The following is a 13718-nucleotide window of genomic DNA, read 5'->3' as shown; positions in this document are numbered from 1 at the left end:
GGCGTCCTGCCGGATCAGTCCAGGTAGTCGCGGAGCACCTGGGAACGCGAGGGATGACGCAGCTTGGACATGGTCTTGGACTCGATCTGGCGGATGCGCTCACGGGTGACCCCGTACACCTTGCCGATCTCGTCCAGCGTCTTCGGCTGGCCGTCGGTGAGGCCGAAGCGCATGGAGACCACGCCCGCCTCGCGCTCACTGAGCGTGTCGAGCACCGAGTGCAGCTGCTCCTGCAGCAGCGTGAAGCTGACCGCGTCGGCCGGCACGACGGCCTCGGAGTCCTCGATGAGGTCACCGAACTCGCTGTCGCCGTCCTCGCCGAGCGGGGTGTGCAGCGAGATGGGCTCGCGGCCGTACTTCTGGACCTCGATGACCTTCTCCGGGGTCATGTCGAGTTCCTTGGCCAGCTCCTCCGGGGTGGGCTCGCGGCCCAGGTCCTGGAGCATCTGGCGCTGGACGCGGGCCAGCTTGTTGATGACCTCGACCATGTGCACCGGGATGCGGATGGTGCGGGCCTGGTCGGCCATCGCGCGGGTGATCGCCTGGCGGATCCACCAGGTCGCGTACGTCGAGAACTTGAAGCCCTTGGTGTAGTCGAACTTCTCGACCGCACGGATCAGACCGAGGTTGCCCTCCTGGATCAGGTCCAGGAAGAGCATGCCGCGGCCGGTGTAGCGCTTGGCCAGCGAGACCACCAGGCGGAGGTTGGCCTCCAGGAGGTGGTTCTTGGCCCAGCGGCCGTCCTCGGCGATGATCTCCAGCTCGCGCTTGAGCTTGGGGGCGAGCTTGTCGGCCTGGGCCAGCTTGTCCTCGGCGAACAGACCGGCCTCGATGCGCTTGGCGAGCTCCACCTCCTGCTCGGCGTTGAGCAGCGGGACCTTGCCGATCTGCTTGAGGTAGTCCTTCACCGGGTCGGCGGTGGCGCCGGCCGCGGCGACCTGCTGCGCGGGCGCGTCGTCCTCGTCCTCGTCGGACAGCACGAAGCTCTCCGCCTCGGCCTCGGCCGGGACGTCCTCGTCCTTGCCGGGGGCGGCGTCCTCGATGAGCTCCTCGCCCTCGACGAGCTCGTCGTCCTTCTTGGTCTTGGTCGCGGTGGTCTTCTTCGCCGCGGTCTTCTTGGCGGTCGCGGTGGTCTTCTTCGCCGCAGTCTTCTTGGCGACGGCCTTCTTCGCGGATGCCACGGCATCGTCCTCCGGCTCCGCCACGGGCTCCGCCGCCATGGTGGGGGCGGGGGCCGCGGTGGTCTTGGCAGCGACGGTCTTCTTGACCGGGGCGGCCTTGGTGGCGACGGTCTTGGTGGCAGTACGCTTCGCCGGGCTCTTGGCTGCGACGCTCTTACGGGTGCGCTTGGGCGCCTCGGCGGCACTCACCATCAGCGTCACACCCTCCTCGTCGAGGACTTGGTTGAGGCTGCGCAGAACGTTCTTCCACTGGGTTGCCGGGATCTGGTCCGCTTCGAAGGCTCGGCGCACGTCGTCGCCGGCGATCTGACCCTGAGCCTTACCCCGCTCGATGAGCGCCATCAGAGACTCGGACTCGGCGATCTCCGGCGGGAGCGTACGGGATGTGCTGGCCGACACGAACAACCTCTCGGAACGATGGAAAACGACTACGGTGGGAACCGCTCAGCAACTCAGCGTCATGTTCGTCGCGGATATTCCTCGCACGGCCGCCACCTCTAAGCTCATCGCGCTGCCGCCGAGAGCGTTACGCCCGGCCGTACGTGGGCCGGGTCACACCCCGGATCGGCACCAACCCGTCGATAGCGGGACACTCCCGTGCACGCCACGACCATGCCCGGTCGGATGCGGGCGTCAAACATGGCGGACGGCTCCGCCGCCGGGCCCGGAGGGCGTGGGCCGGCGGCGGAAGTCGGTGCCGTCTCGTGCTGCGCGGGAGCGGTCAGTGCTCCCGGGGGGCGGGGACGACGTGGTCCGTCGAGCCGCCGGCACCCGGGTCGGGGTGGGCGGCGAGCAGCTGGCGCATGGCGGTCTCCGCCTCGGCACCGTCGGAGGCGGCCAGCGCCTCGACGACCCGCGTGTGCAGGGCCACCGAGTGTTCACCGGGGCGCTCGCAGCCGGTGACGGGGCCGCCGGAGACCTGCAGGGCGGAGGAGACGATGCCGGAGAGGTGCTCCAGCATCCGGTTGCCCGCGACCTGCAGCAGCAGGGCGTGGAACTCGGCGTCCGCCCGGGAGAAGGTGAGGCCGTCACCCTGTCCCACGGCGTGGGACATGATGTCGGTCATGTCGACGAGGCGCTGCTGGACGTCCTCCCGGCCGTGACCCGCCGCGAGGCGCGCGGCGAGGGGCTCGATCGTCCAGCGCAGTTCGAACAGCTCCCGACGCTGGTCGTCGCGCTGCGGGCCGAAGGCCCGCCATTCGATGATGTCGGGGTCGAGCAGGTTCCAGTCGCTGACCGGGCGGACCCGGGTGCCGACGTTGGGCCGGGCGCTGACCAGGCCCTTGGCCTCCAGCACCCGCAGCGACTCGCGGACGACGGTACGGGAGACCTCGAAGCGCTGGCCGATCTCCTCGGGGACGAGCGGGCGGTCGGCCCCGAGATCGCCGGAGACGATCATCTGGCCGAGTTGCTGGACGAGTTGGCCGTGCAGCCCGCGGCCACGGCTCCCGGCGGCGCGGCGGCCGACCCGGCCCATGTCGGTGTCACCGCCGTCCCAGGAGGGTGCGGGGCCGGGGCGGTCGAGGCCGACGGGGGCGTCGGCGTACGGATAGCGGTCGATGTCCCCGCCGCCGAGACTCGGGTCGGCGGGGCGGGCCGCGGTCATCATGGTGTGCGCAAGGGTACTCACGCATCATTTGTCGGCGATGGCGCGGGAGGCCTTGAGGGCTTTCCTGAAAAGCACACGAAAGGGTGAGCACTCATCACCTGATAATTGACGCTTTATCGGAAGGAAATGGGGTTTCTCCGGCGCAAGACCATTGCCGCATAGGCACACAAGAGAGCGAAGAGCGACAAACCGAAGGAATAGCGCACAGGTTGGGTCGCCATGCGGACCACGTCGATCGCCGGGGCGGACGCCGCCCGCTTCACCACCGGCGCCACCAGCAGCGGAACCGCGAGGACACCGGCCAGCCCGAGCGCGGTGGTGCGGAACACCCCGGCCGCCAGCACCCCGGCCCAGCAGCAGGCGAGCACGAGGGCGACCGAGGCCGCCGTGGTGGAGGCCAGCGCGAACGGCGCGGGCAGTCCGCCCGCCCCGAACTCCAGGTGCATCACGACCAGGCCGAGCCCCGCCCCCAGGAGTGCGATCAGCGCCGCCGCGGAACCGTTGACGACGAGCTTGGCGAGCAGCAGACGGAGTTGACGGGGCACGGGCGCGTGCGCGGGCGCCAGCGCGGGATAGCGGAACTCCTGGCCGTAGGCGAGCGCGCCGAGGAGCCCGCCGCCCAATGCGGCGGGCGGCAGGGGCAGGGAGTGCGACCAGCCGGTCAGCAGGCGCAGGGAGAAGGCGTCGTGCCCGGTGCGCAGCAGCGCCAGGGTGGCCAGTCCCGAGGCGAGGACGGAGACCAGCGCGACGAGCCAGGGGCCGCGGACGCCGGTCAGGCGGCGCAGTTCGTAGCGGACCGGCCGGGCGGGACCGGCGGGCGGCACCGCGGCGCGCGCGGCCGCCAGGGGCACGGCAGGCCGGTCGCGATCGTCGTGCGGACCCTCCGGAACACCGGTGTCGGCGACCTCGTCCGCGAGGCGGTGCAGCAGGATGCCGTTGCGGAAGGCGGTTTCGCCGACCTGGGCGGTGGTCGCGCCGTGCACGCGGATGCGGCTGCCGCTCTCGTGGGTGATCTCGGTCCCGTCGTCGGTCAGCAGCAGGCCCAGGCGTTCGGCCTGGGGCGAGTGGACGGCCACGTACGGGCGCAGCCGGCGGCGGCCGAACTCGTGGGCGGACTGGTCGGCGACGAGCCGGCCCTTGTCGAGGGTGACGACGCGGTCGCCGAGCCGGCCCGCCGCCTTGGGGTCGGCGCAGGTGACCACGACGGCGCCGCCGCGCGCCGCGTACGCCTTGAGCAGGCCGTACAACCACGCGGTGTCGTGCGGGGAGAGCCCTTGGGCGGGATCGTCCAGGAGCAGCGCGGGAGGGTCTCCGAGGAGCGCCGCGGCCACGCCCAGGCGGCGGTCCATCCCGAGGGAGAAGGTCGACAGACGGCGTCCGGCCGTTTCGCGCAGGCCCACGATCTCCAGGACCTGGTCGGCGCGTTCGGCTGGGGCCCCGGCCGCGGCTGCGAGCATGCGCAGGTGGCCGCGCGCGGTCCGGGAGGGGTGGCCGGGGACCTCGCCGAGCAGCACGCCCACCGCGTTGGCCGGATGGGTGTGGCGGTGCAAGGGGCGCCCGCCGAACAGCGTGATGCCGCGGCCCGGTTCGAGTTCGAGCATCAACCGCAGGACGGTGGACTTGCCGGCGCCGCCGTCGCCGAGCAGGACGGTGATCTCGCCGGGACGGGCGTCGAAGCTGAGGTCGTCGACGGCGGGGGGCTCTTCGCCCCGGGACGCGCTGGTCAATCCGATGGCCTGGATCACCATTGCACCATAACGCGCAAATGGCCCGGAATTTACACCTCTGGTCGCAACATAGGCGGATTGAGGATGGTTGCACCACCCGCGCGGAACAACTGCGCGGGGCGGCCGCCCTGACGGGTCGTGGTGCCGCCGCTGGGGACCAGGAAGCCGACCGTCCCCGTCACCTTGCGGTGGAAGTTGCGCGGGTCGAGGGCGACGCCCCACACCGCCTCGTAGACCCGGCGCAGCTCGCCGACGGTGAACTCGGGCGGGCAGAAGGCGGTGGCCAGAGCCGAGTACTCCAGCTTGGAGCGGGCGCGCTCCACGCCGTCGGCCAGGATGCGCGTGTGGTCGAAGGCGAGGGCACCCTCCTCGCCGTTGCGCAGCAGTTCCTCGACCGGGGCCCACCGGGCGCTACGGGCGTCGCCGCCGGCGCGTGGCGCGGGCAGGTCCGGGGCGAGCACGAGGTGGGCGACGCTCACCACGCGCATGCGCGGGTCGCGCTTGGGATCGCCGTAGGTGGCCAGCTGCTCGAGGTGGACCCCGCTGCCCGCGCGCAGTCCGGTCTCCTCCTCCAGTTCGCGGGCGGCCGCCCCGGACAGGTCCTCGTCGCCGCGTACGAAGCCGCCGGGCAGCGCCCACCGGCCCTGGTAGGGCGGTTCACCGCGGCGGACCGCGAGGGCGCACAGGGCGTGGCTGCGCACTGTGAGCACGACGAGATCGACAGTGACGGCGAAGGGCGGGAAAGCTGACGGGTCGTAGGGCGCCATGCCCGCGATCATAGTCGTCTGCCTGACGATAAACAGCAGGTTGGCGGGATGACGCGAGCTGCTTTCGGCCTGTTGTTCGACGTCACGGCGCCGGTCCGGCGTCCGGTGCCGCCGACGGGTTCAGGCACCGAGCTGAAGTCCCGGAGCCGCCTCCTCGATCACGGCCGTACCGGACGCGCCGATCCGCAGCGCGAAGGGCTCCTCGGCCACCCGCAACCCGGCGAGGCCGAGGTCGCCGAGCGGGGAGGTGACCAGAGGGCGTACGGCCACCATGCGTTCGGGGGCGTCGGGGCGGATCCCGGCGAGGGCCATCAGCATGTGGACGGCCCCGGCCGCGGCCACCGCGGCGGGCCGCGAGGCCGTCGGGTGCGGGGCGGGACGGCGGGAGCCGTCACGCTGCTCCCCCGCGTACATCTCGGGCAGCCGGTGGCCGAAGTCACCGGCTGCGTCCAGCACGCCCAGGAGGAGCGCCGAGGCCTCTCGCTCGTGGCCCGCGGCCGCCAGCCCCGCGACCGCGACGGCCGTCTCGTGGACGCGTACCGCTCCGCCGCGGTGGCCGAAGGGGTTGTAGCCGGGGGCCTTGGCGGACAGTGTGCGCAGCCCCCATCCCGAGTCGAGCTCCGGGGCCGCCAGGAGGCGGGCGAGCTGCTCCGTCTGCACCTTGTCCAGCAGACCGGGGGCGAGCTCGCAGCCTCCCAGCAGACCGGTGTCGAGCAGATGGGCGGCTGCCGAGCCCAGGTGGGGCACGGGTCTGCCGTCAGGGGTGAGCGCGGCGGCCGGGCTCCCGCCGGCCAGGTCGTCAAGCCAGAAGTCCTCCCGGAACCTCCGGCGCAGCGCCTCGGCCCGCTCCCGCCATTCCTCCGCGCCCGGGCGTCCGTGGGCTTGGAGCAGATCGGCGCCGTGCAGCATGGCCCGGTGGGCGTGCGCCTGCACGTCGCAGCGCAGCGGGCCGCCCGGCGCGGGGTCGGGGACGTATCCGCCCTCACCCGCGACGGACCGCAGCCACCACAGACTGCGCTCGGCGGCCGGCAGCAGCTGTTCGGTGTCCCGCTCCGGAAGTCCCCACCGTCGTGCCTCGGCGAGCAGCGTGACGAAGAGCAGCCCCGCCTCCACTCCGGAACAGGTGGGCGGCAGATGCGGACCGGCATGGCGCAACGGCCCCGGCACGCCGCCGGTCTCCGGGTCCTGACGGCGGGCGAACGCCCGCAGGGTGCCGGCCGCCAGGCGGGTGCCGAGCGGCAGCAGCATGCGGGCCGCCCACAGGGCGTCGGCCGGGGCGGGACCGAGCCGCCACGGGGCGCCCGCCGCCACATGGACGTCCAGCGGGTGCTCCGGGTCGCGCAGCAGCAGCGCCCGCAGGTCGTCGAGGGCGGCGCGCAGCAGTGTCTCCGCCCTGCCGCCGGCGCCGCGGATCTCCGGGGCCGACCAGGGCACGGGGACCGCCGGGGCGGATCCGCCGTTCACGCCGGCCGCCGCGGGCTCCAGCGTCACGCGCAGCTCGATCGTGCGGGACGCCCCGGCGGGCAGCGCCAGTTCCCAGCACAGCAGCCCGGCGGAGGCCATGGCGCTCTCGGGTGCCGGCACGGCGGTCACCCGGGCCCGCAGGCCCTCCGCCGACCACAGCAGCCCTGCGTCGCAGACGCTGGGCTGCAGCTCGGGCCCGGAGGATCCGGCCGCGATCGCCGCCAGCTCGGCGAGGTCGGTCGCCAGGGCCACCTCGAACGGGATGCGCAGGGCACGGGAACCGGTGTTGTGTACCGTGATGCGCTCGGTGCCCCCGGCCGTGCGGAGCCTCTCGACGGTGAGGGCCGGGTCGGGTGCGGTATCGCCGGGAACGCGGGCGACGGAGGTGAACCGCGCCCGACCCGCCGTGACAAGCCCGCCCTGTACGGGGACCGGTGGCGCCCCTGCGATGCGCAGCTCACAGCGGGCCAGGACCCGGCGGCCGCCCTGGTAGAAGCCGGCAAGGCCGCTTCCGTCCAGTTGTCCGTGCTCCGGCGAGACCGCGAGGGTCGGGGCCGCGACGCACATCACGGCGTCGTGCACCGGCTGCGGCCCCCGGTCCTGCCGGGGCGGCCGGTTGACCGGCTGCGGGCTCATGCCACCTCCTCGTCGAATCGGTCGCTCGGGCGCTGCCGCCACTACCCACGAGAACGGCCGTGTGGGCACTCGGGTCACGCGCCGTCTACCGTTCCTGATCGGGAAGCCGTCCGTATCACCGGAAAGAGAGCCATGGCCGTCTACCGTCAGCCGGGAACCGTCATCACCGACCACACCTTCCAGGTGCCGCTCGACCACGCGGACCCCGGCGGTGAACGGATCGAGGTGTACGCACGGGAGGTCGTGGCCGCCGGGAAGGAACGAGATCCGCTGCCCTGGCTGCTGTTCCTGCAGGGCGGGCCGGGCGGCCGGTCGCCGCGGCCGCTGGGCCGCGACGGCTGGCTCACCCGGGCGCTGGACGACTACCGGGTGCTGCTGATCGACCAACGGGGCACCGGCCGTTCCGCCCCGGCGAACCGGCAGACCCTGCCGCTGCGCGGGGACGCCTCGGCACAGGCCCGTTATCTGGAGCACTTCCGGGCCGACTCGATCGTCCGCGACTGCGAGCTGATCCGCCGTGAGCTGCTCGGCGAGGACGGCCAGTGGAGCCTGCTCGGCCAGAGTTACGGCGGCTTCTGCACGCTCACCTACCTGTCTTTCGCCCCCGAGGGCGTCCGCGAGGCCTTCGTGACCGGCGGGCTGGCCGGCCTGCGCAGCACGGCCGAGGACGTCTACCGGGCCGCCTACCCCCGTGTGGAGCGGAAGGCAGCAGCGCACTACGCGCGTTACCCGGAGGACGTCGAGACGGTCCGCGCGATCGTGCGGCACCTGCGCGAGCGCGAGGTCAGGCTCCCGGGCGGCGGACTGCTGACCGCGGAGGCCTTCCAGACCACCGGGATGCTGCTCGGCACGGGCACCGGCTCGCACACGCTGCACTACCTGCTCGAGGACGCCTTCGTGACCGGAGGGTCCGGCCTCCAGCTCTCCGACTCCTTCCTCGCCGAGGTCCAGGGCCATCTGTCGTTCGCGGGCAATCCGCTCTACGCGGTGCTGCACGAGTCGATCTACGGCCAGCGTTCGGTCTCACCGCGGGCCACCGGCTGGGCCGCCGAGTCGGTCCGCGCCGAGTTCCCCCAGTTCGACGTCGACAAGCCGCTGGCGGACGACGCGCCGGTGCTGCTGACCGGCGAGATGATCTACCCCTGGATGTTCGCCACGGACCCGGCACTGGCGCCGCTGCGCGAGACGGCGCACCACCTGGCGCAGCACGAGGAGTGGCCCGACCTGTACGACCCGGATCAGCTGGCGCGGAACGAGGTGCCGGTGGCGGCGGCCGTCTACCACGACGACATGTACGTGGACACGGCCGACTCGCTCGCCACCGCACGCTCGGTCCGCGGCCTGCGCACCTGGGTCACCGACGAGTACGAGCACGACGGGCTCCGGGTGAGCGGCGGCCGGGTCCTCGACCGGCTGATCCGCCTGGCCCACGGCGAGCTGTGAGGAGCGCTGCACGGCGGGCCCGTCCGATGCTCTGCCGCCGCAGGTAACGGCGGAGCGGCTCCGGAGAGAGGCCGTTGTTGACCGCGGCGTGGAGCAGCCGGGCGAAGGTGTAGTCGGGGGCAAGGTGCAGGGCGCGGCCGAAGGCCACGCGCGCCGCCGCCTCGTCCCCGGCGGACCAGGCCACCCAGCCGGCGAGGGTCAGGGGCGCGGCGGCGTGCTCGTGGTACGGCTCGACACAGCGCCGGGCGAGCGCCCGCCACAGGCGCACCGCGGGGTCGGTGTGCGGCGGGTCCATCCACTCGGCGGCCTCGTCGCGGGTGGTGCGGTCCTGCAGGCCGAGGATCATCGTGGCGGCCTCGTCGTCGTCCAGCAGAGCGTCGTCACCGCGGTCGGCCTCCGGTCCGTCCCCCACCGGGGTGGCGGCCCGGAAGCGCTCGAGCGCCTCCCGCAGCAGCCGCAGGGTGGTGCGCCGCACCTCTTCGGAGTCGTCGCGCTCCAGCATGCGGGGGACGAGTGCGGCGGCCGCCGCGTCCAGGGCGTCCCCGCGGGCCGCGGAGGCCGGTGCGCCGGGCGGCGGCGGGGTGAGGCGCTCCTCCATCTCCTTGAGGGAGCCGTTGATCCGCAGGCCCGCGTAAGCGGCCGCCGCGGCCATCACGGAATCGCCGGACCGCGTGATCCCGATGCCCTCACGCGGGAACCGCTCCGTGTCCGGGCAGCAGTACGACCACCAGCGGCCGGCGGAGACGCACAGCGCCTCGACGACGGGGATGTCGAGCGTGCCGCAGGCGATCCTCAGCCGCTGCGCCAGTGGACGCAGCCGTTCCATGACCTGGTGGGGGTCCTCGCCGGGAGCGGGCTCCTGGACGAGGAAGAGCACGATCGCGTCCGGCCGCGCGCCGCGCTGCTCGCTGCCGTTCACGAGGCACTCGGCCAACTGCTGGGCGGCGCCGGGCCACTCGGCGGCGTCCCGTGGGATGCCGAGCCGGGCCCGGCCGCCGAAACGGCCGTGCTCGCCGTGCAGGGCGATCATCAGAATGCTGTCGTCGGGGTGGAAACCGCACAGGTAGGGGAGCGCGGCGGCGAGTTCGGCCGGGCTGCGCAGCGTGACCTTCGGGTCGTCCGAGGGACGGGGGGATTCGGTGTGCTGAGTCATGATCCGAAGGTCCCGTACGCCGTGGATCTCCGCCAGACCCCTCCAAAACCTGTGGATAACTCGCGCATATCATCACGATTATCCGGGGCGGGTTGTCCACAGGCCGCCTCCCCACGGTTGGCGCGGTGTCGGTGCCATCAGGTTGCATGGGGGCATGACCACCGCACTGCGCACCGCCGCCGACACGATCCTCAGCCGGCTCGTCGGGGACCCGACGGGCACCGCCCGCCTGCGCGAGGACCAGTGGCGTGCCGTCGAGGCGCTGGTCGCGCACGGCCGCCGCGCCCTGGTGGTCCAGCGCACGGGCTGGGGCAAGTCGGCCGTGTACTTCGTGGCCACCGCGCTGCTCCGCGAGCGGGGCAGCGGTCCCACGGTGATCGTCTCCCCGCTGCTGGCGCTGATGCGGAACCAGATCGAGGCCGCCGACCGGGCCGGGATCCGCGCCCGCACGATCAACTCGGCCAACCCCGAGGAATGGGACACGGTGCAGGCCGAGGTCGCCTCGGGGGAGATCGACGTCCTGCTGGTGAGCCCGGAGCGGCTCAACAACCCCGATTTCCGGGACCAGGTGCTGCCCAAGCTGGCCTCCACCACCGGCCTGCTCGTGGTCGACGAGGCCCACTGCATCTCCGACTGGGGCCATGACTTCCGGCCCGACTACCGCCGGCTGCGGACGATGCTCGCCGATCTCACTCCGGGCGTTCCGGTGCTGGCCACGACGGCCACCGCCAACGCACGCGTGACGGCCGACGTCGCGGAGCAGTTGGGGACCGGCGACCACGAGGGTGCCCTCGTGCTGCGCGGGCCGCTGGACCGCGAGAGCCTGTCGCTCGGGGTGCTGCGCATGCCCGACGCCGCCCACCGGCTCGCCTGGCTCGCCGACCACATCGGCGACCTCCCGGGCTCGGGCATCGTCTACACCCTGACCGTGGCGGCCGCGGAGGAGGTCACCGCCTTCCTCCGGCAGCGCGGTCACCGGGTCGCCGCCTACTCGGGGCGCACCGAGGACGCCGACCGCCGGGCCGCAGAGTCCGCGCTGCTGAACAACGAGGTCAAGGCGCTGATCGCCACCTCGGCGCTCGGCATGGGCTTCGACAAGCCGGACCTGGGCTTCGTGGTGCACCTGGGCTCGCCCTCCTCCCCCATCGCCTACTACCAGCAGGTGGGACGCGCCGGACGCGGTGTGGACCACGCGGAGGTGCTGCTGCTCCCCGGGCCGGAGGACGAGGCGATCTGGCGCTACTTCGCCTCGCTCGCCTTCCCCCGTGAGGAACAGGTGCGGCGCACCCTGGAGACGCTGGCCGCCTCCGGGGGCCCGATGTCGGTGCCCGCGCTCGAGACCCGGGTGGACCTGCGCCGCAACCGGCTGGAGACCATGCTCAAGGTCCTCGACGTGGACGGCGCGGTGCACCGGGTGCGCGGCGGCTGGACGGCCACGGGCCTGCCCTGGACGTACGACACCGAGCGGTACGCGTGGGTCGACCGGCAGCGCAAGACCGAACAGCAGGCGATGCGTGAGTACGCCACGACCTCGGTGTGCCGCATGGAGTACCTGCGCCGTCAGCTCGACGACGAGGAGGCCGCCCCCTGCGGCCGCTGCGACAACTGCGCCGGGCCCCGGTTCACCGCGGAGGTCTCCCGCGAGGCCCTGGAGGCGGCACGGGCCGCCCTCGGGCGCCCGGGGGTCGAGGTCGAGCCCCGCCGGATGTGGCCGACAGGTCTGCCCGCGATCGGCATCGACCTCAAGGGGAAGATCCCGCCGGGCGAACAGGCCGCGCCCGGACGGGCACTGGGACGGCTCTCCGACATCGGCTGGGGCAACCGGCTCCGCCCGCTGTTCGCCGAGAACGCGACGGACGGCCCCGTTCCGGACGACGTGGCGCAGGCCGTGGTGCAGGTGCTCGCGGACTGGGCGAAGGGCCCGGGCGGCTGGGCGAGCGGTGAGCCCGACGCCCCTCAGCGGCCGGTCGGCGTCGTCACCGTCGCCTCGCACACCCGGCCGCAGCTCATCGCGTCGCTCGGTGCGCGCATCGCCGAGATCGGCCGCATGCCGCTGCTCGGGGAGGTGGCGCACAGTGGTGACCTGGAGCCCTCGCGGGTGCCGCGCAGCAACAGCGCACAGCGACTGCGGGCGCTGCACGGGGCGTTCACCGTTCCACCCGCCCTCTCCGAGGCCCTCGCCGCGGCCGCGGGACCGGTTCTGCTGGTCGACGACTTCACCGATACGGGGTGGACCGTGGCCGTCGCCGCGCGGTTGCTGCGCCGATCCGGTGTTACGGCGGTGTTTCCGCTGGTCCTGGCCTTGCAGGGCTGACCGGTAGTCACCATGTGAGACGGAGACGGGATCTAAGCGGCGGAGGGTCAGATAACAGACAGGTCGACAAAATGACCGTTGCCGCCTGCGTGTGCGACAGGAACAATTGAGTCTGGATCCCCGCATCGGCTCTTGGAGCCCCACGACCGGCATGCCCTCGCACGCCCGGTCGCGGACGCATACCCGAAGGGAGGACCGTGGCCATCGGCTTCGCTCCGGAAACCGCTTCCGTGAATTCCTCCCGCCGTGCCGGACGCCATCGCACCCTGGAGCCGGCCGAATGGACGGCCGCGGGCATCCCCCTGCTGATCAACCCCCGCGAAGTGGTCACGGACCTCCACACACGCCACCTCCCGGCCCCGGGAACCGCTGTGGTCGCGGTCTACTCCCCGGACGAACGGCTGACGGCCAGCGCGTCCTTCGCGCAGCGCCCCGGCGTCACCGACGGCTGGGAACGGCGCAACGCGATCCTCGTCCACCTGCGCCGGATCACCGCGGACGACCTGCGGCGGCGCAGGCCCGTGCGCACCGCGGTCCTGCTCGTCTGCCGCGACGGCGGAGCGGGGTGGACCGAGGTGGACGGTGCGTGGATGTGGGGACTGCGCGACGCCTGCTCGCTGTACGGGCTGCGCCCCGGTTCGTACATCACCCTGACCGAAGACGGCTGGCGGGTGCAGGGCGAGGACCGTTCGGGTCGTTCCCCGAACGCGACCTCCTGGTCGGCCACGAGCCGCGGCGCAGTGAGCCTGCGTCCCAGTGGGACGCCGCCCCTGCGCCGCGCGGCGGCGCGCTGATCAGGCGTTGACGCCGAGCAGCGCGTTGATCCGCTGCGGGTCGCCGCAGACGACCAGCAGGGTTCCGGCCCGCGCCATCGCGGAGGGCAGGACACGCGCCACGGTCTCGTCGGAGCCGCCGTTGACGGCCACGACCACCACGGGCCGGCCCTTGGCGCGGTCGGCGTCGTGAGCGGCGTAGAACACGTCGTCGCCGGCGTCGTGCTGGGCCCAGTAGGACGTCTCGCCGAAGCTCAGCTCGTGGGCGGCCCAGGGGTGCTGCTCGCCGGTGGTGAGCACCAGGACCTCACCCGGAGCGCGCCCGCTGTCCAGCAGCAGGTCGACGGCCTCGTCGGCGGCGTCGAGGGCGCCGTCCACCGAAGCGGGGATGAGCTGGATCTGCGCCGACGGGCCGGACGGGACGGAGGCCACGACCTCGGCGTCCCGCGGCGAACGCTGCTGCGGGGGTACGACGGGTCCGCGGGCCGGACCGGCCCGCCCCCCCCAGCCGGCGGCGCGCCCGAAACCAGTGGGTGTGGCCGACTGGACTACGGCCCAGTGGACCAACTGCCCGTCGCTAACCGATGACACTGATGGACAAAACTCAGCAACGAACTAACCAGAACAAATCGCCGAAGAACGCCGGCAGAG

Annotated in this window: 10 protein-coding genes; 3 read left to right on the top strand and 7 right to left on the bottom strand. The window is 73.0% G+C overall.

The window, feature by feature from the left end:
• Positions 1 to 14 precede the first annotated feature (14 nt).
• The 5 genes from PV341_RS10270 to PV341_RS10250 form a co-directional block, all read right to left on the bottom strand.
• Complete coding sequence (locus tag PV341_RS10270; protein ID WP_499514466.1) at positions 15 to 1580, bottom strand: RNA polymerase sigma factor; 1566 nt, start codon at positions 1578 to 1580, stop codon at positions 15 to 17.
• A 322-nt stretch (positions 1581 to 1902) separates the two neighbouring features.
• Positions 1903 to 2811, bottom strand: coding sequence for a FadR/GntR family transcriptional regulator (locus PV341_RS10265; RefSeq protein WP_499514465.1), 909 nt, complete (start codon positions 2809 to 2811; stop codon positions 1903 to 1905).
• A gap of 92 nt (positions 2812 to 2903) precedes the next feature.
• Positions 2904 to 4538 (bottom strand): ATP-binding cassette domain-containing protein, encoded by a 1635-nt coding sequence (locus tag PV341_RS10260; protein ID WP_500357425.1) that lies wholly within the window; start codon positions 4536 to 4538, stop codon positions 2904 to 2906.
• Positions 4539 to 4567: 29 nt separating this feature from the next.
• Positions 4568 to 5284, bottom strand: coding sequence for an NUDIX hydrolase (locus PV341_RS10255; RefSeq protein ID WP_499514463.1), 717 nt, complete (start codon positions 5282 to 5284; stop codon positions 4568 to 4570).
• Positions 5285 to 5404: 120 nt separating this feature from the next.
• A complete protein-coding gene (locus PV341_RS10250; RefSeq protein ID WP_500357424.1) occupies positions 5405 to 7384 on the bottom strand; it encodes a glycogen debranching N-terminal domain-containing protein in 1980 nt (659 codons plus the stop codon).
• 132 nt (positions 7385 to 7516) lie between these two features.
• Between PV341_RS10250 and PV341_RS10245 the strand changes: the two genes are divergently transcribed.
• The gene (locus PV341_RS10245) at positions 7517 to 8827 is read left to right on the top strand and encodes an alpha/beta fold hydrolase (RefSeq protein ID WP_500357422.1); all 1311 of its coding nucleotides are present in this window, start codon (positions 7517 to 7519) and stop codon (positions 8825 to 8827) included.
• Here the strand turns inward: PV341_RS10245 and PV341_RS10240 are convergent.
• Positions 8739 to 9980 (bottom strand): DUF4192 domain-containing protein, encoded by a 1242-nt coding sequence (locus tag PV341_RS10240; protein WP_500357420.1) that lies wholly within the window; start codon positions 9978 to 9980, stop codon positions 8739 to 8741. The genes PV341_RS10245 and PV341_RS10240 overlap by 89 nt on opposite strands.
• Before the next feature lie 154 nt (positions 9981 to 10134).
• Here PV341_RS10240 and PV341_RS10235 point away from each other — a divergent pair, with 154 nt between their 5' ends.
• Together PV341_RS10235 and PV341_RS10230 are read left to right on the top strand one after the other, a co-directional pair.
• A complete protein-coding gene (locus PV341_RS10235; protein ID WP_500321970.1) occupies positions 10135 to 12294 on the top strand; it encodes a RecQ family ATP-dependent DNA helicase in 2160 nt (719 codons plus the stop codon).
• Positions 12295 to 12491: 197 nt separating this feature from the next.
• Positions 12492 to 13088: a hypothetical protein gene (locus PV341_RS10230; RefSeq protein WP_500321971.1), complete on the top strand. Its 597-nt coding sequence runs from the start codon at positions 12492 to 12494 to the stop codon at positions 13086 to 13088.
• On the opposite strand, the gene PV341_RS10225 is transcribed toward PV341_RS10230, so the two are convergent.
• Positions 13089 to 13499 carry a hypothetical protein gene (locus PV341_RS10225; RefSeq protein ID WP_500357418.1) on the bottom strand — a complete coding sequence of 137 codons (411 nt, stop codon included), beginning with the start codon at positions 13497 to 13499 and terminating at the stop codon, positions 13089 to 13091.
• Positions 13500 to 13718 lie beyond the last annotated feature (219 nt).

Origin of the sequence: Streptomyces sp. PA03-1a (genome assembly GCF_033792805.1) — a bacterium.
Classification (GTDB): Bacteria; Actinomycetota; Actinomycetes; order Streptomycetales; family Streptomycetaceae; genus Actinacidiphila.
The sequence above is the reverse complement of the archived record's forward strand: the minus strand, read 5'-3'. Positions and strand labels throughout refer to the sequence as shown.

Excerpts from the sequence above, each read along its gene's own strand:
- PV341_RS10260 (WP_500357425.1), bottom strand. The coding sequence starts at position 4,538 with ATGGTGATCCAGGCCATCGGATTGACCAGCGCGTCCCGGGGCGAAGAG.
- PV341_RS10255 (WP_499514463.1), bottom strand. The coding sequence starts at position 5,284 with ATGGCGCCCTACGACCCGTCAGCTTTCCCGCCCTTCGCCGTCACTGTC.
- PV341_RS10250 (WP_500357424.1), bottom strand. The coding sequence starts at position 7,384 with ATGAGCCCGCAGCCGGTCAACCGGCCGCCCCGGCAGGACCGGGGGCCG.
- PV341_RS10245 (WP_500357422.1), top strand. The coding sequence starts at position 7,517 with ATGGCCGTCTACCGTCAGCCGGGAACCGTCATCACCGACCACACCTTC.
- PV341_RS10240 (WP_500357420.1), bottom strand. The coding sequence starts at position 9,980 with ATGACTCAGCACACCGAATCCCCCCGTCCCTCGGACGACCCGAAGGTC.
- PV341_RS10235 (WP_500321970.1), top strand. The coding sequence starts at position 10,135 with ATGACCACCGCACTGCGCACCGCCGCCGACACGATCCTCAGCCGGCTC.